The 22,620-nt window shown below is 38.2% G+C and carries 25 protein-coding genes, 4 tRNA genes and 2 pseudogenes; 12 read left to right on the top strand and 19 right to left on the bottom strand.

Annotated elements, in window-relative coordinates; all coding sequences use genetic code 11:
- Positions 1-30: 30 nt before the first annotated feature.
- Together OSH00_RS08645 and OSH00_RS08640 are read left to right on the top strand one after the other, a co-directional pair.
- Positions 31-942: a bestrophin family protein gene (locus OSH00_RS08645; protein ID WP_266130067.1), complete on the top strand. Its 912-nt coding sequence runs from the start codon at positions 31-33 to the stop codon at positions 940-942.
- A gap of 104 nt (positions 943-1,046) precedes the next feature.
- Positions 1,047-1,331, top strand: a complete 285-nt coding sequence (locus OSH00_RS08640; RefSeq protein ID WP_266130160.1) for an antibiotic biosynthesis monooxygenase family protein — start codon at positions 1,047-1,049, stop codon at positions 1,329-1,331.
- Between the two features lie 470 nt (positions 1,332-1,801).
- On the opposite strand, the gene OSH00_RS08635 is transcribed toward OSH00_RS08640, so the two are convergent.
- On the bottom strand, positions 1,802-2,683 hold the full coding sequence (locus OSH00_RS08635) for an energy transducer TonB (RefSeq protein WP_196075030.1): 882 nt from the start codon (positions 2,681-2,683) through the stop codon (positions 1,802-1,804).
- 230 nt (positions 2,684-2,913) lie between these two features.
- Here OSH00_RS08635 and OSH00_RS08630 point away from each other — a divergent pair, with 230 nt between their 5' ends.
- The 5 genes from OSH00_RS08630 to OSH00_RS08610 all read left to right on the top strand — a co-directional run bounded on the left by OSH00_RS08630 (position 2,914) and on the right by OSH00_RS08610 (position 6,748).
- Entirely contained in the window at positions 2,914-3,600 is a 687-nt protein-coding gene (locus OSH00_RS08630) for a hypothetical protein (protein WP_266130066.1), read from the top strand.
- A gap of 152 nt (positions 3,601-3,752) precedes the next feature.
- On the top strand, positions 3,753-4,460 hold the full coding sequence (locus tag OSH00_RS08625) for a DUF3108 domain-containing protein (RefSeq protein WP_266130065.1): 708 nt from the start codon (positions 3,753-3,755) through the stop codon (positions 4,458-4,460).
- 103 nt (positions 4,461-4,563) lie between these two features.
- A complete protein-coding gene (locus OSH00_RS08620; RefSeq protein ID WP_196075033.1) occupies positions 4,564-5,139 on the top strand; it encodes a xanthine phosphoribosyltransferase in 576 nt (191 codons plus the stop codon).
- Between the two features lie 152 nt (positions 5,140-5,291).
- The gene (locus OSH00_RS08615) at positions 5,292-6,155 is read left to right on the top strand and encodes an acyl-CoA thioesterase (protein ID WP_266130064.1); all 864 of its coding nucleotides are present in this window, start codon (positions 5,292-5,294) and stop codon (positions 6,153-6,155) included.
- Positions 6,156-6,385: 230 nt separating this feature from the next.
- Positions 6,386-6,748 carry a hypothetical protein gene (locus OSH00_RS08610; protein WP_266130159.1) on the top strand — a complete coding sequence of 121 codons (363 nt, stop codon included), beginning with the start codon at positions 6,386-6,388 and terminating at the stop codon, positions 6,746-6,748.
- Positions 6,749-6,912: 164 nt separating this feature from the next.
- Here OSH00_RS08610 and wrbA read toward each other — a convergent pair whose 3' ends face one another.
- Positions 6,913-7,506, bottom strand: coding sequence for an NAD(P)H:quinone oxidoreductase (wrbA, locus tag OSH00_RS08605; RefSeq protein ID WP_266130063.1), 594 nt, complete (start codon positions 7,504-7,506; stop codon positions 6,913-6,915).
- A 118-nt stretch (positions 7,507-7,624) separates the two neighbouring features.
- Between wrbA and OSH00_RS08600 the strand changes: the two genes are divergently transcribed.
- Complete coding sequence (locus OSH00_RS08600) at positions 7,625-8,869, top strand: YihY family inner membrane protein (RefSeq protein WP_266130062.1); 1,245 nt, start codon at positions 7,625-7,627, stop codon at positions 8,867-8,869.
- Between the two features lie 91 nt (positions 8,870-8,960).
- Here the strand turns inward: OSH00_RS08600 and OSH00_RS08595 are convergent, their stop codons facing one another.
- Positions 8,961-9,902, bottom strand: a complete 942-nt coding sequence (locus tag OSH00_RS08595) for a DMT family transporter (protein WP_266130061.1) — start codon at positions 9,900-9,902, stop codon at positions 8,961-8,963.
- A gap of 119 nt (positions 9,903-10,021) precedes the next feature.
- Between OSH00_RS08595 and OSH00_RS08590 the strand changes: the two genes are divergently transcribed.
- On the top strand, positions 10,022-10,822 hold the full coding sequence (locus tag OSH00_RS08590) for an AraC family transcriptional regulator (protein WP_266130060.1): 801 nt from the start codon (positions 10,022-10,024) through the stop codon (positions 10,820-10,822).
- 104 nt (positions 10,823-10,926) lie between these two features.
- Here OSH00_RS08590 and OSH00_RS08585 read toward each other — a convergent pair.
- From OSH00_RS08585 to OSH00_RS08560, 6 genes and pseudogenes are all read right to left on the bottom strand, one after another.
- Positions 10,927-12,026, bottom strand: a pseudogene (locus OSH00_RS08585) (type VI immunity family protein).
- A gap of 17 nt (positions 12,027-12,043) precedes the next feature.
- Positions 12,044-13,141, bottom strand: coding sequence for a type VI immunity family protein (locus OSH00_RS08580; RefSeq protein WP_266130059.1), 1,098 nt, complete (start codon positions 13,139-13,141; stop codon positions 12,044-12,046).
- Between the two features lie 12 nt (positions 13,142-13,153).
- Positions 13,154-13,891: a VRR-NUC domain-containing protein gene (locus tag OSH00_RS08575; RefSeq protein ID WP_266130058.1), complete on the bottom strand. Its 738-nt coding sequence runs from the start codon at positions 13,889-13,891 to the stop codon at positions 13,154-13,156.
- Positions 13,884-14,417, bottom strand: a complete 534-nt coding sequence (locus tag OSH00_RS08570; RefSeq protein WP_266130057.1) for a PAAR domain-containing protein — start codon at positions 14,415-14,417, stop codon at positions 13,884-13,886. The genes OSH00_RS08575 and OSH00_RS08570 overlap by 8 nt, the downstream gene beginning before the upstream one ends.
- A gap of 240 nt (positions 14,418-14,657) precedes the next feature.
- Positions 14,658-15,296, bottom strand: coding sequence for a fumarylacetoacetate hydrolase family protein (locus OSH00_RS08565; RefSeq protein WP_196075039.1), 639 nt, complete (start codon positions 15,294-15,296; stop codon positions 14,658-14,660).
- A 46-nt stretch (positions 15,297-15,342) separates the two neighbouring features.
- Positions 15,343-15,843, bottom strand: coding sequence for a YcxB family protein (locus tag OSH00_RS08560; RefSeq protein ID WP_266130056.1), 501 nt, complete (start codon positions 15,841-15,843; stop codon positions 15,343-15,345).
- Positions 15,844-16,034: 191 nt separating this feature from the next.
- On the opposite strand from OSH00_RS08560, the gene OSH00_RS08555 reads away from it, so the two are divergent.
- A complete protein-coding gene (locus OSH00_RS08555; protein ID WP_266130055.1) occupies positions 16,035-17,324 on the top strand; it encodes an SRPBCC family protein in 1,290 nt (429 codons plus the stop codon).
- Between the two features lie 20 nt (positions 17,325-17,344).
- On the opposite strand, the gene OSH00_RS08550 is transcribed toward OSH00_RS08555, so the two are convergent.
- The 5 genes from OSH00_RS08550 to OSH00_RS08530 all read right to left on the bottom strand — a co-directional run bounded on the left by OSH00_RS08550 (position 17,345) and on the right by OSH00_RS08530 (position 19,707).
- Positions 17,345-17,701: a hypothetical protein gene (locus tag OSH00_RS08550; protein WP_266130054.1), complete on the bottom strand. Its 357-nt coding sequence runs from the start codon at positions 17,699-17,701 to the stop codon at positions 17,345-17,347.
- Positions 17,702-17,833: 132 nt separating this feature from the next.
- Positions 17,834-18,049, bottom strand: coding sequence for a hypothetical protein (locus OSH00_RS08545; protein ID WP_266130053.1), 216 nt, complete (start codon positions 18,047-18,049; stop codon positions 17,834-17,836).
- 189 nt (positions 18,050-18,238) lie between these two features.
- Positions 18,239-18,315 (bottom strand) — tRNA-Arg (locus OSH00_RS08540).
- Between the two features lie 122 nt (positions 18,316-18,437).
- Positions 18,438-19,337, bottom strand: a complete 900-nt coding sequence (locus OSH00_RS08535; protein ID WP_338150154.1) for an MFS transporter — start codon at positions 19,335-19,337, stop codon at positions 18,438-18,440.
- Positions 19,276-19,707, bottom strand: a complete 432-nt coding sequence (locus OSH00_RS08530; protein WP_266130051.1) for a hypothetical protein — start codon at positions 19,705-19,707, stop codon at positions 19,276-19,278. The genes OSH00_RS08535 and OSH00_RS08530 overlap by 62 nt, the downstream gene beginning before the upstream one ends.
- A 104-nt stretch (positions 19,708-19,811) precedes the next feature.
- Between OSH00_RS08530 and OSH00_RS08525 the strand changes: the two genes are divergently transcribed.
- On the top strand, positions 19,812-20,249 hold the full coding sequence (locus tag OSH00_RS08525; protein WP_266130050.1) for a winged helix-turn-helix transcriptional regulator: 438 nt from the start codon (positions 19,812-19,814) through the stop codon (positions 20,247-20,249).
- Between the two features lie 77 nt (positions 20,250-20,326).
- Here the strand turns inward: OSH00_RS08525 and OSH00_RS08520 are convergent.
- A pseudogene (locus OSH00_RS08520) lies at positions 20,327-20,681 on the bottom strand (type 2 periplasmic-binding domain-containing protein); the annotation flags it as partial.
- 199 nt (positions 20,682-20,880) lie between these two features.
- Positions 20,881-21,078 (bottom strand): hypothetical protein, encoded by a 198-nt coding sequence (locus OSH00_RS08515; RefSeq protein ID WP_196075046.1) that lies wholly within the window; start codon positions 21,076-21,078, stop codon positions 20,881-20,883.
- A 179-nt stretch (positions 21,079-21,257) separates the two neighbouring features.
- Here OSH00_RS08515 and OSH00_RS08510 point away from each other — a divergent pair, with 179 nt between their 5' ends.
- Positions 21,258-22,193, top strand: a complete 936-nt coding sequence (locus OSH00_RS08510; protein WP_266130049.1) for a hypothetical protein — start codon at positions 21,258-21,260, stop codon at positions 22,191-22,193.
- A gap of 74 nt (positions 22,194-22,267) precedes the next feature.
- Here OSH00_RS08510 and OSH00_RS08505 read toward each other — a convergent pair.
- From OSH00_RS08505 to OSH00_RS08495, 3 genes are all read right to left on the bottom strand, one after another.
- Positions 22,268-22,344: transfer RNA gene (locus tag OSH00_RS08505), tRNA-Arg, on the bottom strand.
- Positions 22,345-22,391: 47 nt separating this feature from the next.
- A tRNA-Arg gene (locus OSH00_RS08500) sits at positions 22,392-22,468 on the bottom strand.
- A 15-nt stretch (positions 22,469-22,483) separates the two neighbouring features.
- Positions 22,484-22,573 (bottom strand) — tRNA-Ser (locus OSH00_RS08495).
- Positions 22,574-22,620: the final 47 nt, after the last annotated feature.

Here is a 22,620-nt window from a genome sequence, read left to right as displayed (position 1 = left end):
AGATCACTAAAAAATTATAGACTCAAAAACATGATTGTCCGCGATCAAAACGATACCCTTAAAATACTCCTGTCTTGGCGTGGTACGATTCTGCCAAAAGTTTTACCGCCGCTAGGTTTTGTGATGCTCATCTCTGCCATCGTAGGTGGAATTGAGTATACTGATTTATATCGTTTTCCCGAGCTTCCCCTCGTTGGTTTTACCCTCATCGGGGTGGTTCTGTCTATTTTTCTAGGCTTTAAAAACACGGCATGTTATGACCGCTGGTGGGAGGCGCGTAAGCTTTGGGGAATGTTGATTGCCAATGCACGTCACTTTGACCGTGACTGTCGTATTTTCCCTCAGGGTCGCCGTGAAAGAATTATTCAACATGTCATTGTTTTTGCAAACTTATTGAGAGATCGTCTACGTCATCAAACCGCCAATCCAGATGCATTGGTGGAAACCAGCGGGATGAGTCCTCAAGCATTAACGCAACTCTATCAACAGACCAATGCACCCCAATACACGCTGAGCTTGATTCAATGGGAGTTGATGCAGGCTTTGAAAGAGGGTGAGATTTCAGACATCATCTACACGCAGCTCAATGAGCATGTGAATGAACTCAGTTTGGTACAAACGGGTTGTGACCGTATTGCGACGACACCTTTACCATTTGCCTATTCAGTTCTATTAAACCGTACTGTCTATTTTTTCTGCTTTATGCTTCCTTTTAGCTTAGGTTCATTATTAGGTTTAGCCACTCCCTTATTGGTTGGCATTTTAGCTTATACATTTCTCGGCTTAGATGCATTAAGTACTGAGATTGAAGAACCCTTTGGTACCCAAAGCAATGATTTACCCCTTGACTCTATGGTTCGAATGATTGAAATTGAACTGCTCGGGACTTTAGGTAAACCTACGCCTCCGCCGATTCAAGCGCAGGATCATAATTTACTTTAACGCAATTTGATCTTGAGTCTAGTTGTTGATCTTTCTAAATATTTTTCAGCAATGATAAAATTTATTTTTGAATGTAACTGCCATCAATGGATTCAATACGTGATATGAAATACGTGGTTATTTTTAAAGCTCAGGTGAATATACTAGATCACCACTATATTCAAACGGCACAGTATTTAAGGGAAAAAGCCTTAACCCAATTTAACTGTCAAAAATTTGAATCTATTTGTGAAAATGACTTTGAAATTGCACTTTCCTACTGGAATTCACTTGAAGATATCCATGCGTGGCACAAAGATGCAGAACATCAAGCTGCACAACAGATGGGTAAACAACAATGGTATAAACACTTTCATGTCGAAATTTGTGAAATTACACGATCATATTAAGGTCTGTTGACACTTTACGGATGCTTGCGAAAGTCTATGTTTTTCAAACAAAATAAGGCAAGTTTTATGGAACTTAGTCCCTCTCTTCAACAAGAGCTTGCATCTGAGTGATAAAGCTGCCCTGTCCTCCAGACTGATGGTTAAAATATCAACGGACTTTAAAAAAAATACTAAATGGGCGTAGACTTTTCGCTTCAGATTCGTTCAGGGAATATTTCGCTCTGGACTGCCATTTTAATACTCAACAACACGATGATCCGGTCACGCTCTTACGGAAAGCGATGCAGATTTAAACCGTAAAAATCGCTCTGCAAAAGTCCTTATGATTTGGCATTATGAATGAAATTCCCGGAAGGAAACAGCTTAGTACAACACGACCAAGCTCACCCTTTATCGTCTGTCGGCTTAACAGGATTTTAAGCTGCGAGTCCGTAGATTGTTTAAGACAATAACAAGTTTTTCTCAAGGCTCTAATGAACTTCAAATTCAGACTCAGCGGGATCGAAACGCCACGTTCTGACAATTCTCAGCTCGGAAATATCCTTCATTTTTGCATCAAAACGTCCAAATGGTGCCCCCTTGCGTACCGAATTTTTTGCGGCTTCATCTAAAATGGCGTGCCCTGAACTTTCGATTAAGCGAATTGCTCGTATTCCTCCTTCATTATTCAGAATCACCATCAGACGAACTTCACCTGAAAGGCGCTGTTGCTTAGCGAGATCTGGATAATAGCGGTTGCCATACATTTCGACTTTTTCACGGAATTTATCCAGATAGCCAGCAGATGCATCTTGTTTCGCTTGAATACCGTCTAAGGTTTTAATTTTTTGCTGTTTACTAAAATTTTGTTGTTTCTGTAAATATTGTGCTTCTAAACTCGCCACCATTGCAGCTTTGGCTTGCATTTGGCTTTGTAATTCTTCCAGCGCCTTCTTTCGATCGTTTTGTTCAGCTTGTTTTTGCCAACTTAAAACCGTCATCAGCACTTTTTCTTCAAATTTTAATTCTCGTTTTTGCTGTATTTGTTCTAAAGCTTCCAGCTGTTGATCCCCAGCACTTTTATCTTCAGCTTGTGCTGGCATATCAGAGGACATTCGATGCTCTTTACGAAAGGTTCCAGACCCTTGCTGATCTGCTTGTGCAAGGAAATCGGCATCTTTGACTTTATCTTCACTGGGACGAATACTGACAGCAATTTCTTTTGTGGCAGCATTATTTTCCTGCGGCATTCCAAATTGCACAGATAGAAATAACCCGTGGACAATTACAGCAATTGAAACTGCCCCGACAAATAATGCATCTTGCCACCAGTACCCAGTATGTTGTGTATTGGCAAATAATTTTTTTATCATGACATTAATCCGACAAAATTCCCCAATTGCCAAATTTAAAATTTATTAAAATAAGTTTAGTCTTACATTATTCACAAACTTTGTGACTGACTTAATGAAAGTAAAAACGTAATTTTAAAACACTCAAAATGGTGCAATGTTTTTTGCTAAACTGCAATCTTTAGACTTGAATTTTTTTAATCATCGACAAGTTTATCGCCTTAAAGTGATGATGATTTGGGACCATACTTATGCCGACGCTACTTTCTAACATTGTTAAACGTATTCGACAAGTATACCAAAAAGCCGAAGGTTTTATAGAAGAAGAACGCGAATTTCCACTCTCTCAAGTATTTTTAAATGCAACGTTTAAACGTTATGTCACTGACAATGTCAAAATTCTCGAAGATTTACATGCTGACCTGCACGATGATTGGTTAAGACTTTATGCAACACTGAATGTCAAAGGCATGCATTTGGTATTGTCTGTCGATCTTAAATTAGTTCAAATGGAAATGAACAAAGATATGCAACTGATCGTCTTTGAGCAAATCAGCAACACCCAAGTGATTGAAGCAACCTATCCCAATATTTGGTACAAAATGGGAGTTAATTGCGCATTGTTCTTCTATCAAAAAATGCTTAAAAAAGACCCTTTGGGCATGATCTTAGAAAAATTTGATGTAATCACAGTAAAAGATGAATTACTCCACTTGGACCTAAACCGTTGGTTAGGTAAAAATCGTTCAATCATGGATACATTAAACAAAGTACATGTTAATCATGCCGAACTTCGTGAAACGGAATTGGTGGTGATTGGTAATGTCAATCTCTCCGCTTTATTAAGCAAATTTAGAGATGATAATGACCAAATGGAGAGCTTCGAAGACGAGCAATATATTGATGATAAGGTTACCCCGATCGAACAAAAAAGCTAAATCGTTCATTTTGGGTCAAATTTCAAGTCAAACCTAGCAAAACCGATACATAATTTCACAGGATTTGAAATAAAGTGAATATTTTCTCCCCAATTACATTGCATAATAGACATTTATAACTAACAGATACTTTTAAATGCATAGGACATTTAATGATGGCAAAAACGTTATTTAAAACATTCAGCACAGCTGCCGGTATTTCTACTGCAATGTTATTGGTTGGATTTTCAAGCAATGCTCTTGCCATGAGTCCATTCCAAGCCAGCTATCAATTTGCTTACAATGGCAAAAATCTAGGCTCTGCTACCCGTACTTTAAGTCAAAATGGCAATAATTGGACCTATGTTTTTGCAGCGAAAGCGGCTGCAATTGCATCAGCAAGTGAAACCAGTCGTTTTACTTTCAGCAACGGTCAAATTAATTCCAATAGCTTTAGCCGTACCAGTAAAGTGTTGGTACATAACGACACCATGACCATCAATTTTAATCCAAACACCAAAACCATCAATACCAAGAAAAAAGATCAAGCACGATCTTTCCCTTGGAAAGCAGGTGCTTTGGATGAACTGAATGCTGAACTGCAAGTACGTGAAGACTTAAAAGGTGCTGGTTTAAAATCGAGCTATCTGATTGCAGATGCCAAAGGTCTTGATGCTCGCCGCTTTGTAAAACAGGGCACCGAGTCAATTAAAACCCCTGCTGGGACCTATAACACGGTCAAAGTGGTACTCACTCACGACAATGGTGAAAAAAGCTCAATCTTCTGGTTAGCACCACAATTGGACTATTTACCAGTAAAAATGTCACATGTGGATGGTAAGACCTCTTATAACCTAACCCTGACCAGTTACAAAAAGTAAGAGATTTTTCACCTTTTGGTCAATTTGAGCTTGCATTTTTTTTGGTGCTTTTTAAAATACGCCTTTGCTTTAAAAAGCACCTTGCCTCTAGAGGATTCTCCCTGTGCACGCACTAGAACAGAAAATCTTAGCTGAAGGTATCGTTCTATCTGATCAAGTTCTGAAAGTCGATTCTTTCTTAAACCACCAAATTGACCCTGCCATGATGCAACTGATTGGTCAGGAATTTGCTCGCCTCTTTAAAGATGCGGGTATTACCAAAATCATTACAATTGAAGCATCAGGTATTGCTCCTGCTGTAATGGCTGGTTTGGAGCTTGGCGTACCTGTTATTTTTGCACGCAAATATCAATCTTTAACACTTAAAGATGATTTATATCGTTCAAAAGTATTCTCTTTTACAAAACAAATTGAAAGCACCATTGCGATTTCTAAAAAGCATATTACCCAAGGCGATAAGGCTTTGGTTATCGATGATTTCCTCGCCAATGGTCAAGCTGCCCTCGGTCTTGCTGATTTAATCCATCAAGCAGAAGCAGAGGTGGTGGGCATTGGTATCGTGATTGAAAAATCATTCCAACCGGGTCGTCAGTTGTTACTGGATAAAGGTTACCGTGTAGAATCTCTAGCACGTGTCGAATCTTTGGCAAATGGTACTGTTACTTTTGTAAAAGATTAAGACTTTCAGCTTAAGCTTTTATCTTAAAATTGAGCGCAGCATGCGCTCTTTTTTATATCTCATTAAATTTAAACAGTGTCTTTTTAAGCATTCATTTCATTGTTTTTTTCCTCTATATTATTCAAATAAATACATCGTCCGGCAAATGATAAATGAGATCGCTCACCCAAGAATTCATCGATCTACTGAATGTAAAACAACTGGATCACTACTTGTTTCAAGGACAAAATACTTCACTCTTTGGCTCACACCTGATGGGAGGACAACTGGTTGCCCAAGCTTTAATTGCTGCTTCAAAAACCACTGATCGTCCTGCACATTCTTTACATGCATACTTTATTCGCAGTGGTCGTACAGATTTACCAATTTTATTTAAAGTTGAAAATTTACGAGATGGCAAAAGCTTTACCACACGACAAGTGAATGCATGGCAAGCAGGTCATCTGATCTTTTCAGCGATGATTTCATTTGCACTGATCGAAACAGGCTTGAATGATCAGATTGATCCTCCAGAATATCCCCAACCCGATCAACTTCTATCAGAACAACAGCTGAAGCAAATGATCTGTAAGGATGTTCCTCAAGCTGCTCGGGATATATTCATGCGTCAGTTTTTTGTCAACGTATGTCCGGTACAACCATTTAATCCATTTAAACCCATAAAATCAGAAACCCGCTATGCCGAATATATGCAAACTTTTCACGACATCCCTGCTGAATTTGATCTTCCTATGATTCACCAAGCAATAGTTGCCTATTATTCAGACTACAATCTGCTGACCACATCACTCAGACCGCACGGTGTCAGTTATGCCAATGGTGGAGTCCGCAGTGCAAGTTTGGATCACAGCATATATTTTCATTCTGCCTTTAGGGCCGACGAATGGCTGTTGTATGACATGGATGCTACTGTTTCGAGTCAATCAAGAGGACTGAATTTTGGGCGAATCTGGCAAGCTGGAAAATTAGTATGCAGCATCACACAGGAGAGTTTAATGCGTGTTAAATCACGATAAAAAGCAGCTGGTATCGTGTAAGTTTTTGATTTAATCGCTTAAACCGATATTCACATTTAAACTTTTCTCTCGCACGTCTTCACATAAAATATAAAGAATCTACATTATATTCAGTTACAATCGAATCAAGTCTCATGATCAGCATGCAAAACAGCTGTCGTGAAAATGAGTGAAATATTAACTATAACTTAGCGAAGAAAAATGGACTTTGTTGAGTGAGTAAAGAATCAATGACTGATGAACAAACAGTAACTTGCCCAAAATGCGGCTCGGCAGACTTAACACGACGTGATCATGAACAGCTTCTAGGTAAAGCAGGAAGTGTATTGCTGACCTCAGCAGGTGCAGCAGCTGGCACGGTAGGCGGTGCAGCCTCCGGAGCTTCAATTGGTGCTGCAATCGGTACGGTCGCTGGACCTTTGGGCGTGATTGTTGGCGGAACTGTCGGTACATTTGTGGGTGCGATCAGTGTAGGCATTACTGGTGGATTTTTAGGAAATCGCTTTGGCAAGAAAGCCGGTGTCATTGTTGATCAAAATATCTTCTTTGACTATCAATGCCAAAAATGCAAATTCCGTTTTAATATCAAATAGTAAAACCACAATAGGTGTCACATGATGCTTTCAACTAAAAGCATCATGGTCTTACAAAAATGTCTAAGATCCTAAAGTGAAATCGAGCCCATTTAGATTGTGGCTTTAATCCTGATGTCTTTATTTTATAAAAGCATCAAAGCCGTATTAAAACCCATTTATGCTTAACGATTGAGCTTTTGAACAATTTCACCTAAACGCTTGCCCTGCTCTGTACATAATGATTTCTCATCTGTCGTCAAACTCTGGTCGTGGCGTGGTCCACTGACATGACTGACGCCATAGGGTGTGCCCCCGGATTTAGTGTTGGATAATGCAGGATGGGCATTGGTCAGTCCCATAATCATCATCCCGTGATGAAATAACGGCGGCAACATGGTCAGCAGTGTACTTTCCTGCCCACCGTGCATTGAGCCTGATGAAGTAAAGACACAAGCGGGTTTATTGTGCAGTGCGCCATTTAACCAAAGACTGGTGGTTTGGTCCCAAAAATATTTCATTTCGGAAGCCATATTACCAAAGCGCGTTGGAGAGCCCAGCGCCAAGCCTGCACAGTTTTGTAAATCTTCCAAACTACAATAGATATCACCTTCTTCTGGAATACTCGGTTGTGCTTCTTGAACCACTGTTGAAAGATGAGGAACTGTACGAATTTTTACCGCAGTTCCTGTCGCTTCGATACCATTGGCAATCAGGTATGCCATTTCTTTGGTAGATCCATATTTACTATAGTAAAGTACGAGAACATAAGCTTGCATAAGTATAGGTTGATCATAGCTAAGACAATAAAACTATACGGTATTTTTCAGCTTTTTTGGGTAAGCTTAAAAAATGAAACTGAAAGATATGCCGAAAAATAATTGAGATCAGAGATATATGTTTGAATTAATTAAAAAATTACCCTTTTATCAAAAAACTTGGTTTCAATTCATTCTTTTTGTAATACGTCGTTTTGAAGCAGATCGCTGTCGTGACCAAGCAGGTTCATTGACCTATACCACCTTATTTGCTGTTGTTCCCATGTTGACGGTGTTTCTGGTCATTATTTCATCAATCAAGGCGCTAGAACCTGCCAGACAACAACTTCAGCAGATGATTTACAGTAATTTTCTGCCTAAAACCAGTATTGCTTTTGATAAAGCCTTTAATGTATTTACTGAGAATTCAAGCAATTTAACCGTGATTGGTGTGTTGTTTTTATTCATCACAACAGTATTGATGCTGACCAGTATTGAAAGTGTCTTTAATCGTATTTGGCGAGTCAAAGAAACCCGTAATGGTATCATCGGCTTTATGCGCTATTGGACCATAATCTCCTTGGGGCCAATTTTACTGGGCAGTGCCTTTGTGATTTCCTCCACATTGGCATCTATGAATATACTCAGCAATAATTTTGCAGGTTATGAAGTAGATGGTACAGCCTTATTCGCAGTGATTTCTTTTGCGCTCACCACTTTAGGATTTTTTATTTTATATTGGACGATTCCCAATCGCAGTGTGCCGATCAAAGCGGCTGCTATCGCTGGAGTCTTTGGCGCTGTTGCTTTTGAATTGCTGAAAAATCTTTTTGGTTTTGTGATGACCAATTTTACCAGTTATACCTTGGTTTACGGTGCATTCGCAGCAGTACCCATTTTCCTGTTATGGATATTCTTATCTTGGAATATTGTCTTATTGGGTGTTGAAATCAGTTATGCCTTAACTGCCTTTCATACAGGTAAAATCCAAACACGCCACCCTGTACTGATGATGTTGGATATTTTGGAATTATTCTATAAAAAGCAAAAAACGGGACAAGTGGTCACAGACAGTGAAGCACTCGATATTCTAGGTCGTGGGGAAATAGGTCGCTGGCCTCGCTATGTGCAGCTTCTAGAGCAGCAAAATTTGGTGAAGCGTACAGATAACAACGAGTATGTGCTGGTCAGAAACTTAGATGAAATAGATTTCTGGTCATTCTACACGTCATTGCCTTATACATTGCCACGTCGTAAAGACGTCGAACATGTGCATGATGATGATGTGTGGATGAAACATATTGGTCCAACACTGATTGAGTCTGATGAATATTTGGCAGCCAAATTATCTATTCCACTTTCAACTATTTTAGATGACAAATAGTTGAATGAAGCAACGGCGGCTAAGCATTTTGCATTCCACTGATCAGTCGGAGGCAATAAAAAATGCTTAGTCTTTTGCGATTCAAATACTGTTATTCAGACCACTCATTGGCCTTTACTTGAGAATAAAATTTCTTTTCAATCCAATGATGTAAGCTGACAATCATTACCCCTAACATAACCATTGCTGCACCAAAAAGAAAATTTAATTCAATCTGCTCGTTAAGAAAAAGTACACCAAATAACATTCCAAAAATCGGGGTAAGAAAAGAAAATACCCCCAAGCGATTAGCCAAGTAATTTCGAAGTAGCCAAAACCACAACATAAAACTGATAAACGACACCACAATGGTATGGAAAATCAAACTTCCAATAACTAAACCTGTCCAATGAATTTCAGTTTGCCCCATCAGAAAAGCCAAAGGCAATAGCAATACACAGCCACCAACCAATTGATAGAATAAGGTTTGTGTCGGATGAGCATCTGATAACTGAGTCAAACGCAAAGAAATCGTGGTCAGAGCCCAAAATAAGCCTGCAAGCAAAGCTAGAAAATCACCAAACAAAGTATTAGAAATCATTACTTGTGCAGCAGTACTATGTACTTCTTCCCGACCTAAAAAGGTGACCACAATACCTGAAAATGCAATAAAAATTCCCAACCATTGCAACATGGAGAGTCGCTCTGCAGGAAGTTTCCAATGTAAACCCAATGCTACAAAGATAGGTGCAGTATAGAGTAAAACTACGGTATGAGATGCAGAAGTATATCTAAGTGCTTCTGCTACGAGGAAGAACTCAGCTGAAAATAAAAATGCAACCCACATGCCTGGAAATAAATATTGTTTAGACCATAGCGTTGTCCCTTTTTGTCGCTGTATTAAGGGATAGACTAAAATTGCAGAAAGTCCAGAGCGAATGGCAATTTGCATCATGGGTGAAATATCTGCCGCTGCTAATTTAAGTACGACTTGTTGTAAGCCCCAAATCAGACATAATCCAACCATCAAAGCAGATGCTTTGCGATCCAGCATTTTCCGCGTATCCACAATATTACACTCGACCTTAAGAGAATGGTTACACTATATTCTTGTCTGTTTTATAGAATATAATTCAAAGTAGACAAAGCATCTTCTAATTCAGGCAATTTATCATGGCAATAAGAAAAACAGCCCATGCAACGCACCTTACTCAACTCACGACCAATGATGAGATTATTGCCCCGCTTTGGCTTATTTTCCGACATGATCCTGCACAATCTATTTATCCTCAACACGGACATGCTTGGGGAGAATTTATTTATGCATTCAATGGGGTGATGGAAGTAAACATCAATCAGATGAATTATATTACTCCACCACCTTATGGTGTTTGGTTACCTCCAAATACCCAACATAGTGGTTTAAACCGGACCCCAGTTTCACATGCAACCTTATATATCCATGAGTCGCTTTGTCATGCCCTCCCACAGCAAGCAGGCATTCTTTTAACATCTCCACTGGTTTCTGCAATTTTAGAGCACCTCAAACAACACGTATTTCAAGAGACTGATCCTGAATATTCAAGACTGTTGCAGGTGTTATTGGACCAACTGCATCACGCAGAACTCATTGGGAGTTATTTACCACATACAGATCATATTGCATTAAAACAAATTTTGGATTTCTTGCATGCGCATCCTGCTGATCAAAGCACCTTGGAAAGCTTAGCCAAACGAATCAATATGACTGAGCGTACTTTAGCGCGACTCAGTCAAAAGGAACTTGCAATGTCTTTAAATGAATGGCGACAACGGCTCAAAGTCATGAAAGCCATGTCTTTGCTGAATGAAGGTCAAACTGTAGAAAGTATTGCTTTAGATCTAGGTTATGCCAATGCCTCTGCATTTATTAATATGTTTAAACGTTGGATGGTGCTCACACCAGATCAGTTTAGAAAATTATTTGATCATTAGACTGTTTTAACAATAAAGTGAAATGGTCAATCTACTGAATATAATGATCAGTTAATTGAAAATAAAAACGTTTTAATAAATTAAAAAATTTTGACACATACAAATCAACTCCAATCCACTCGCCTATCTAAAAAGGCATATTTAGAAATCAATTTAGCTTCTTGTTGCAATTTCCCAAAATAATCCAACTTTTCTGCTTCTTCGATATCAAAGCGTTTCATCCATGCTTCTGCGCGATAGCCAGTAATCAAAGGATTTTCATCATTATTATGATTTCCCCGATGTAAACTTCCAATTTTTTCAACACGTAACGGTTTTAGAACTCGATTTAACAATACATAGGGAGCAGGTAATGGGTCTTCTTCAACAAAGCCATTTAGAGCTAAGTTTCCTGCCTGAATGACGATCCCTGTGCCATAGTCATAGCCAATAAACCAACTCATGGGCAATTCACTATTGAGTGCTTGTTCTTCCTTGATCGGATTAAACCATTCATAATTAATTGCTGTTAACCAACTCACGGTTTTTATTCCATTCAGTAGATTGTCTGACTCAAGATAAGGATTACCCACATCCATTGCCACCATCTTCGAGATAAGTAGGCTTCCGTTGGTTCATTTTTATCATCTCGAATTCGTGAAATGATACATGCGTAACCAGCATAACCATGCTTGGCTTTTAGGCGATTTGCAAATTTAATAAATAGCTCAATAAAAATTTTCGTATTTTCTTCTACCCATTCAATGGGCATAGAAAATGTTAAGGTACTTTGATAAGTACCATTTATGATTTGCCATTTACTCGCACCACTTGCATTAAACTCCCATGGTCCAGTTGCAAATTTCTCTTTACCACTGATATATATAAAATTAAAAGCTTTCATTGGACTATAGTTTTTTAAGCTCTCCCGAATAGGCTTGGCATCACTAAAAGCAATATTCTCTCTTTCCCCTTTTGGCGGTTCATCCTGCCATAACCATGTTAAATGATCTTTCGCATAAGCATGATAATCATCAAAACATTGGGCAATCGCTTCTCGCATGTCATCACTAAAGCCCTCTTTAAAATATAAAACTGCACGAATTGCAGGTATTGCACCCACATAATCTTCAGGACCACCTTTAGCAAAAAGCCCCCCACCAATTGCACCTTGCTCTTGTTGCTCAGCCCACAGTTTATATTCTTCTTCAGTTTTTAAATACATATGATAAACAGATTACCCTACCAATCCACTCGCCTATCTAAAAAGGCATATTTAGAAATCAATTTAGCTTCTTGTTGCAATTTCCCAAAATAATCCAACTTTTCTGCTTCTTCGATATCAAAGCGTTTCATCCATGCTTCTGCGCGATAGCCAGTAATCAAAGGATTTTCATCATTATTATGATTCCCATAATGTATTGCTCGAATCTTTTCAACACGCAACGGTTTTAGAACTCGATTTAACAATACATAAGGAGCAGGTAATGGGTCTTCTTCAACAAAGCCATTTAGAGCTAAATTTCCTGCCTGAATGACGATCCCTGTGCCATAGTCATAACCAATAAACCAATTCATGGGCAATTCACTATTGAGCGCTTGTTCTTCCTTGATCGGATTAAACCATTCATAATTAATTGCTGTTAACCAACTCACTGTTTTCATACCATTTATGAGATATTTTGCTCCTAAAATAGGGTCACCTACATCCATTGCCCACCATTTTCGAGATAAGTAAGCTTCCGTTGGTTCATTTTTTTCATCTCGAATTTGAGAGAGAATACAAGCATAGCCAGCATAACCATGCTTGGCTTTTAGGCGATTTGCAAATTTAATAAATAACTCAATAAAAATTTTCGTATTTTTTTCTACCCATTCAATGGGCATAGAAAAAGTTAAGGTACTTTGATGAATTCCCATTTCAACTTGCCACTTACTTTTTCCTGCAACGGTAAATTCCCAAGCTCCAGTTGCAAATTTTTCTTTACCGCTAATATATATAAAGTAAAAAGCTTTCATTGGACTATAGTTTTTTAAGCTCTCCCGAATAGGCTTGGCATCACTATAAGCAATATTCTCCCTTTCCCCTTTTGGTGGTTCATCCTGCCATAACCATGTTAAATGGTCTTTGGCATAAGCTTGATAATCATCAAAGCATTGGGCAATCGCTTCTCGCATATCATCACTAAAGCCCTCTTTAAAATATAAAACTGCACGAATTGCAGGTATTGCACCCACATAATCTTCAGGACCACCTTTAGCAAAAAGCCCCCCACCAATTGCACCTTGCTCTTGTTGCTCAGCCCACAGTTTATATTCTTCTTCAGTTTTTAAATACATTGCATTCTCCGTTTACCACGCAGGCTGAGGTGAAGGTTTAGGTGATGGAAATCGAGGAAGTTTTGGAAGTTTGCCTTTTCTTAATTGAATTGCAGCAGCAATCAGTCCAGCAGCCCAAGTTATAAACTCTATAACCGTTGAGGTTTTACCATTCTCATCATCATTTCCACAATCACATTCATTGGGATCTAATTGTTTAACTTTGTTTGGATCTCCTGCTATTATTGGATAATCATCCTTTTGCGCTTTACTTATTCTGTCTTTAAATTTTATTTCAATAACATGTTTGATATTGTCTTGGGTCGGGGGAAGATTAGGATCTTTCACAATCACCACATCAGGACGACGCACCATACCCTGCCCCTTTTCAAAAGAATAACCTTTTTCAACTTCCCAATACTTTTTAATCCAACCTGGAAGATAAGGGTGTACCTTGGTGATTATTCCTTTTTCCATAATTGGTGCAGGCGGATTCCGATGCATATCATAATTCACTTCTGCTTTGTAAGGGCTTTGATAATTTAAAAATTTATCCAGCTCTCCTAAACGTTCTGATACGCAAGCTTGGTATTGATTGGTTTCTTTCTTTTTTCCTTTGTTGGGATTGACTTCACAATAACAAATCGCCTTACAAATCACTTTTTTATCTTGAAGATCTAAGGCATCGCTAATAATAGCAACGACTTTAATCGTCGGATTTTGAGAGGGTCCTGTCGTTAAAATCCCTTGCGGTTTTCCTTGATCAGCCATTATCTAATTCATCCACTAAATTAAGATGAATTTCCTCTTCGGATGGCGTATAAATCCAATCGGTAAAACCTTGGTCATCACTTGCATAAATCGTCATTGTACCATCTCCCATCGTCACACGAACTCGACGATTCGCTATAGGTTCACCAGTGTTTTGATCAACCAATTGAAAACGCCCTTGATGGTCTTGTGGTGGTGGGACTGTTTCCTCACCCTCATCATTTGGATTGCCCATTAACTGAGAACCAAAGGGTGAACTGGGCTCAACAACCACCTGAAATGAGCTTGGCAGTAATTTTGCGCCACAGGCAGTTTTCATTCCAACTAAAGCAACTTGAGTATCATCAGGAAGAATAAAATTAGGTGCACCTTCGGTTATTGGAAAAATGCCTTTACACTTAGGACAAGCGACCATATAACCTTTGCCTGCCATCCCTATACCATTTATTGATATTGTTGGATGACCATGCAAAACAACGCCACCATGATCAGTTTTACAGCCTTGGACAATAATAGGCTTATTCATAACTCTGCTCTTATAATTTAATTTTATTAAAATGATTTATATTTAAATATAAACAATAGTAGTCAATATACTGAATATTGAATCAAAAAAATAGGGCTTTTGTAATTTTCAATAAACCAAAACAAGAAATTTATCTCAAAAATTCAAGTATTTAAGAGAGACAAATAAGAATCACATTCAACAAAAAACCCATTGTTTAGTCAGGTATAAACAATGGGTTTAATGTGGGTGATTTCTTTTTTATTTTACAAAGGTTTTCCAAACAAAATCTTGACTTTGACCATGTAACGTCATCGAAAGTTGATCTCCTGAAGCCAATGCAGCAACCCCTGCTGGCGTTCCAGTCATGATGACATCACCCGGCTCTAAAGAGAACACTTGATTAATATCGGCAAGTAAATAAGCAATATCAAAAATCAGCAGCGAGGTATCGCCTTTTTGACGAACCTGATCGTTTACAGCAAATTCAAAGCTTACTGCCGACCAGTCTTTAACCTCATCGACACTGACCCAATCCGCCAATACGCATGAACCATCAAATGCTTTAGCCCGCTCCCAAGGTTGACCTTTTTTCTTTAAATCATCCTGCAAATCACGCAGCGTTAAATCCAGACCCAGTGTCACAGCGCCAATTGCATCTAAAACTTTTTCAAGATTCGTCTCACCTTTGAGGGGTTGATCTATTCGTAATGTCAGTTCACACTCATGATGACAATTTCCCCATGCTTCATTCCAAGAAATACCCTCTTGTAATGAAATCAGACTGCTGGGTGGCTTGATAAATAAGACTGGACGATCTGGAATTGCATTTCCCAATTCTGCCGCATGTGCTGCATAACTACGACCTACACAGACAATTTTAGATGGACGTGTACTCATATTATTCCCTTCTTATTGATCACCGTTAAAAACTGTTCAGTTCAAGTTACTTCTTAAATGTATTGATAAAAATCGTTTGATCTGTAGGTGTTGCAAAAGCACGTTTAGGTACAATCACCACAGTACGATTTTTTAATTCGATCATATAGGTCAGTTTGCCTTCTGCAAATTTCTGCACATCTGAATAATGATGCACTTGTTTCGGACGGCCACTACTGAATAATTCCATATAATCTTGGAACAATTCGATGCCTTGCTCACTCTTACCAAATTGGTATTTTACAAACTGACGCTTAAACATCATCGGTAAAAACCAGTAGCGCATCAACATTTGCAGAATTAAGAAAAAAGCACCCAAGCATACATAATATTTACCTACACCATCCAACCCAAGATAAATCCCCCACACCATGATCCCGATACTGACCAAAGGTGTAAGCAGTTGGCTCATCTGTTTTTTCCCAAATGTTGCCAGTTTAAAACCATCTTGAGATTCTTCTAAATTAAGATAATAACGTGCAGATAATGCAGGCTTACTGTCTGACATAGTGACTTCAATACAAATATTTTAGGATGCCCAGATATTACACCAGATTAAGGTTTGAAAGGCTGATTTTCGTCACGTTTTACAGAACAGGTCTATTTTTTTTAATTAAACTCTTTTTAATAGCTATAAGACAAAGATCGTCTGAATTCATTGAAGATCACCAAAAATAAAATAGGCAAAAGGAAATTGTGATGAAATCTTTTTATGCGCATATCAGTTTGATCATCTTACTTGGCATAAGCCAAAATAGTACAGCAAAATTAGTCACATGGACTGAAAATATTCCAAGTGCATTAAAACCCTTTGACCAAAATGCACAACAAGTTGCCGCAATTGCACAGGACAATATTTTAATTTATCCGCACCCAGCCATAAAAACGAGTTTACCCACCTTGGCTCAAAATCCACAACCGATTGCTCATTTTTCTACAGCGGCAATCGTAGTACCTGTCAGCAGTAAAGAAGTCGGAAAAACATTGAGCAATTACAGCCAATATGTTGGATTATTTCCCACTTTAAAGTCAGCAAAAGTAATAGAAACTGCTGGTCAAGTCAGTCAATTGAAATATCGTATTTCAATCCCTACACCGATCCCTGTTTTAAATTTTAATGAAGATGTGGTACTACAACATCAACTCGAAGCAAACAGTGTTTCAACACTGGTGATTGATGGCCCTATTCCTTATGCAGCAGGTAAATTTGAATGGTTTAGTTTAGGTGAGAATAAAACCTTAATTACCCTGACGCAGTGGGGAGATTTAAATCAGCCGCAAGGATTTTTATTTAAGAAGATTTTAAATGCTTTTCCTGAAGTCAAACTTGCCATTCCGAATGGTTCAAGTGCATTTGTATTGGAAGCATTAAAAAATAAGTTTTCAACGAAAAAAATAACCGCATTAAACGCAGGTCAACTCCCGAGTCCTCAATTGAGCACAGCTCAAATCAATAAAATTGTTCAAGTGAGTGCCAATGCTCAACAACCTGTGAGCCTGATATTAAACCCTGTCACAGTTCCTTATACGCATGGCCGTGAAGTGCTACGCTTTACCACCACTTATCAATATTTAAATGCAACACCACAACAGTTACAACGTTGGACTCAACCGATGTCCTATAAAGAAATTTTTCCAAGACAAATCAAAAATATTAAAACAGTACCTAGTACTCAACAGGGTCAAGATGCGGAATTTAAAGTCAGTGTGGGTTTAGGTGTGATCAGTATTCCTTTTGATTTTAAGATGCATTTTAGCTACCCCAAAGCGACTGAAAATAACTTCTACGCCAATGGAGGAGATTTGCGCTATCTCAAAGGTCAAATTCAGTTTTTACCTCAAGGCAATGACACTTTATTAAAAATGACCACAACCATCAAAGTCGATGAAAAAGCACCATTTTTACTCAAAGCGGCACGCAGCTTGCCCTATCACGAAATGTTACCTGCTCTAGGGGCAAATACCATTTTTGCTCAAAAAGTAAAGTAGTCGATGCTGTTATAAAGATGTCATGAATGGGCAATATTTTTGATTGTGGTTCCGATATTGAAAAGCAAATAAAGCGGGATTGCCACAATATCTCCCACCAAGGTCACAGGAGTGAGTGCTACCTTCTGCAAAAGTGTTTTCGCATGTAGAGAATAATGCGTTTTACCACGTGTATAGATCTCGATCGGATAATTTTGGCTAAAGTGCTGAAATTTCATTTTGTTTATTTCAGCATTTAGACCCACAATATGTCCCACCAATCCAAATTTTCTACGATAGAACTCAGAGTTTTCCTGACCATATTCATACTGACTCAAGCTCAACCGAGATAATTGCTGCTGCTCATTTTGGGTTAATTTGTCTTTAGCATAATACAATTCAATATCGGCACTGAATTTAAGCTGTTGTAAATGCTTATCGTCGTTGATTTGAGGTAATAAAGATAATCCAAAATAGTTTTCGCTCGAACGAACAGGTCTAATCCGCCAATACTTTGGGTCTAAATCAGATTATACGGTCTCTAGAATTTCCTGATTCCCAATATCAATCATATAAGCATATTTTTGCCCAATTACAATTAAAGATGTTTCCAGATTTTTTATATCAGCATTGTTTTTTGAAGTATTGTTTTTTGAAGTGGAACTTTCTTTTAAATAAGCAAAACCAACAATTTGATCTTGATCTACAGTGACGCTATCAGCATGAGTTGAAACCACTTTGCCCATGGCTAAACCGAATCACTGTTGTTCCATAAAATTGCTGTACAACCACTCAATTGAGTAGTCAGCACCGTCATTAAAAATAAAGCTTTTTATACATTATCGCTGACCTTATTTTTATTATCTTCATCATTGTGACATTTTTTAGGCACAAAAAAACCGCAATAAAGCGGTTTCTTTTAATATTTTATCAAGTGGTGCGCTCAGAGAGATTCGAACTCCCGACCCCTTAGTTCGTAGCCAAGTGCTCTATCCAGCTGAGCTATGAGCGCGACGTCTTGATGGGACGCATTATACGCCTTTTCAGTTTTTTGTTAAGTCCTATTTATCCTGTTATCGTCTAAGTGTCTAGTATTTGGGCTATTGCTTTCTAAGTAGTTAAAAAGCAGTCGCTTTAAGCTTTAACAATCGGCTGAAGCATACTTTTTTGCCATTCAACAACGATCCTTCTGGTCAAATACCAAAATAAATATCCAACTAAGCTTAATATTCCTCCAGCCAAACACACGGCTGACCATCCCCAAGAACTATATAAAGTGGTTGCCAAGATTGAACCGATAGAACTACCCAATGCATAAAACAACATATACGCTCCCACCAAACGCCCATGTAACTGAATGTCTGTTAGAAAGATTAAACTTTGGTTAATCACATGTACTGCTTGAATAGCGACATCCAACAAGACAATACCCAAAATAAAGATCCAAATCGAGAAATACAAACTGCTCAACACCCACCACGAAATGATCATGAGTAAAAATGCAAATTGGGTGACCTGTTGTGCATAGCCACGATCTGCCAATACTCCTACACGAATCGCCATTACTGCGCCGATCGCACCAATCGCACCCAACCAGCCGATTAAACGATGTGAATATTCAAACGGCGGGATAGATAAAGGAAAAACCAAAGCATTCCAAAAAAGATTTAAATTGATAAAAATAATCAAAGCCAATAGACCACGAATTTGTAAAACACGATTGCGATATAGTTGCTCAAATACGGAAAATATAATCTGCCGGTAAGTGTTTTTTTTAGATGATGCAATACCCTGAAAAGTCATCGGTAGAAATTTCCATAACAGCATACAGATCATGCTCATACAAATGAGTGAAAATACATAAGTTCCTTGCCACCCGAACCAATCGGCTAAAGTTCCCGCCACAACTCTGGATAAAAGTATGCCCAACAACACGCCTGCTTGAACCATACCCACTACTTTTCCACGTGCTTCAGCAGGTGCCAATACTGAGGCGTATACAATTAGCCCTTGAGTCATTGCTGTTCCCAGCATTCCCACAAGCAAAATACTCGCAAATAGAGCAACAATATGCTTTGAAACAATCAAATAAAATCAGGGACAAACATAAACTCAGTATTTGCAACAATATCAATCGTTTTGGTTGTAGTAAATCACCTAAAGGCACAATAAAGATCAGCGCAATGATTGAGCCTATTTGAGTCAATGAAACAACGAGACCTGCCCATGAATAAGGCAATTTAAAATCTTGAGCAAACAAATCCAGTAAAGGCTGGGCATAATACACATTTGCCACACTCAACCCCGCAGCACATGCCAATAAAATCACCAAAACCAGTGAGAATGTTGAGAAGTTTTCTTGATGGGCTTTTATTTGTTGCGCTTGGATCGTCTTATTTTTCATTTCATGCCAACCTGGTTTTAATTTAAAACCAGATTAAAAATACTTAAACTTGTTTTAAATTGCAACTGGTTTTATAGTCTTAGTTTTGATGGCGTGTAAAAAAAATGAATCAAGAAAAATACCAAGCATGCCCAGTGGCTCGTTCAGTACAGTTGATTGGAGATCGTTGGGTCTTACTGATTATTAGAGATGCTTTTGATGGTCTTCGACGTTTTAGCGATTTCCAAAAAAATTTAAATGTTGCCAAAAACATTTTGTCCGATCGTTTGACCAAATTAGTTGATGCACAGATTCTTAAAACTCAACCTGCTTCAGATGGTTCTGCTTATCTTGAATATGTATTGACAGAACAAGGCATTGCGTTATTTCCAATTGTGGTTGCATTCAGACAATGGGGTGAACAATTTTTATTTGATCAAGATCAACCCCACTCTATTTTGATAGATCAACACACAGGAGATGAATTAGCACTTATGCAACCCATGACAAAACAAGGAAAGCAGATTCTTGCACAAGATACCGTGGTCAAAAAGATCTCTTAGTTGCAAAACGCTTTCCTTGTACTCAACGACCTAAGCTTTTTCAGTCGTAGAAGCTGATAATGACATTATTCCACCAGTCAATCTTTTGGATTGATGCTATCGCCATATACAGGTTTGAGTGTTTTCTCATAGGCTTGTTGGATTACCCCTGCTTTAGATAATTTTTCGAGGTCTTGGTTTAACCAATCTAAAAACGCTTTGTCACCTTTCTTTACCGCAGGTGCAATCAAGTCATGTGTCCTAGCATCGTGACCCCCACCATATCATGAGGATTTTCTTTTGCCCAAGCCAAAACCAACACGTTATCATACGCAAACGCAACACCACGACCATCTTTTAAAGCATCAAAGGTTTATGTATTTTGCTCATACTTTTGTAATTTAATTTCAGGATGGGATTTAGAAAAAATGAATCTGCTGTCGTACCTTTATTAGAGATCGTCCAGAATCATTATTTTATTGCTATGTGCTCAAGCAGAGAAAATAATTTTGGCGCATCTTACTGTGATATTTTTTTCTAAATAAATATGATTATCAGATAAGCTTTTCGATAAAAAATAATGGTTGATCATTGATTTTTTATTGAGAATATTCGAGAAAATTAAAACAATAAAGCATATGATTGGTCGTCATTAATCCACATTTACCAATTCCAATTGCTCCATGCATTCGGTACAAAAAATCACAGACTCATTGTCCAGACTTTGGATTTGGAGTTCATAGACAAAGCCTGTCAAGGTTCGATTACAGCCATCACATTGCTGTAAGTTAAAATGGCAAATGAAATCCACATGCTCATAGATATAATATCCGTCGGTATATGCAGTCATGGGATCCCTTCAAAGCCAATATTCAAACTATTATTTTAAAGTTTTTGATCAGGGAATTGGGCGAATAGCGCTGGCTTCGCGACAAGAATAGACGTGCATAAATTCATAAATTGCTTTAGATCAAGATACGATTTTCTGAGTATAATCTTCAAGTGAAACTCAAATAAAAATGTTAAAAAATGGGACACTACTCAAACTTACGAATTTCATCAAATTTAGATCAGACACAAGAGTCTGTATCCAGTGATGAAATATACATCCAAGTCAAATACGCGATCCCGATTTTTTGGTTGGCCTTATTTAAAGCTGAAGACATTCACTCTCTTCAAAATGAAGAAGGCTTAAGCTATTACGTCTTTCGTGCGACAATCTTAAAAAGTTGTGAAACATTTGAATCCAGACTCAATATATGGTCAGCACTCTACAATGATGAAAAAGTAGAAATTTTAGCCCAATCATTTTTACAATATTTACAGCGGACTCCAACCTTTTCAGTTGAGCTTAACATGACTGATATGATGGGAATGATGATTGATCCATTGAGCATAGAGGCAAAAAACGAGATGCTGGCTATGATCAATTTCATTGAAGAAAAATATCGTGATCCGTCATGCCCATCACCATCCAAATATTGGCTTCCAAAATCTTTTGAACTTAAAACACCACAACATCGATATTTAGATATAGACGGTTTGGGTGAGTCTTTACTGCCTTGTACTGAAGTGGATGCATGGTTAAAGAGAAACGAAACGTTAAATGATTCTGTTGAAAATAAATTAAACCGATCTTTTGATGAAGCGCATTTTTATCGAATACTTTTGTCCAAAGAAGAAACTTCATCAAACATTCCATTAAATTTTAAACATCGATTTTTATTTCTGACTCGAATCAAAAATAGGCAACTACGCAAATGGCTGTTTCAAATATTCTTTTTTAATGAAATCCTATTTTTCTTTTTATTGTGGCTGAGCATTTGTTTAACCAGTATTTTTTTAGTTTTTGAAATTAAAACTTTTTCCTATTTAGAGATCTCTGGCATTGCGATTGGAATCATCGCATTGAGCTATTTTATTTTTCGAAAAATAGTCAAGAGAATCTATCTGTTGAAAAACTAAAATCACTTTCGTAAATTATAAGCACAAAAAAACCGCAATTAAGCGGTTGATTTACCATCCAAGGATGTTCAAGTTGGTGCGCTCAGAGAGATTCGAACTCCCGACCCCTTAGTTCGTAGCCAAGTGCTCTATCCAGCTGAGCTATGAGCGCAATACTTGTGTTGCCTAAAGGCATTCGTTACATCTTGATTAACTTATTGGTGCGCTCAGAGAGATTCGAACTCCCGACCCCTTAGTTCGTAGCCAAGTGCTCTATCCAGCTGAGCTATGAGCGCGTCATAAGTAATCGTTGGCGGTGAGAGAGGGATTCGAACCCTCGATACAGTTACCCGTATGCATCCTTAGCAGGGATGTGGTTTCAGCCACTCACCCATCTCACCGTAACGAGCCGCCATAATACAAAGTTAAACCCGATTCGGCAAGTGAT

This window comes from Acinetobacter nematophilus, from assembly GCF_026344175.1.
In the GTDB taxonomy this organism is placed as follows: Bacteria; Pseudomonadota; Gammaproteobacteria; order Pseudomonadales; family Moraxellaceae; genus Acinetobacter; species Acinetobacter nematophilus.
Note: the sequence above shows the minus strand (reverse complement) of the source record. Positions and strands in the feature narration are given on the sequence as shown.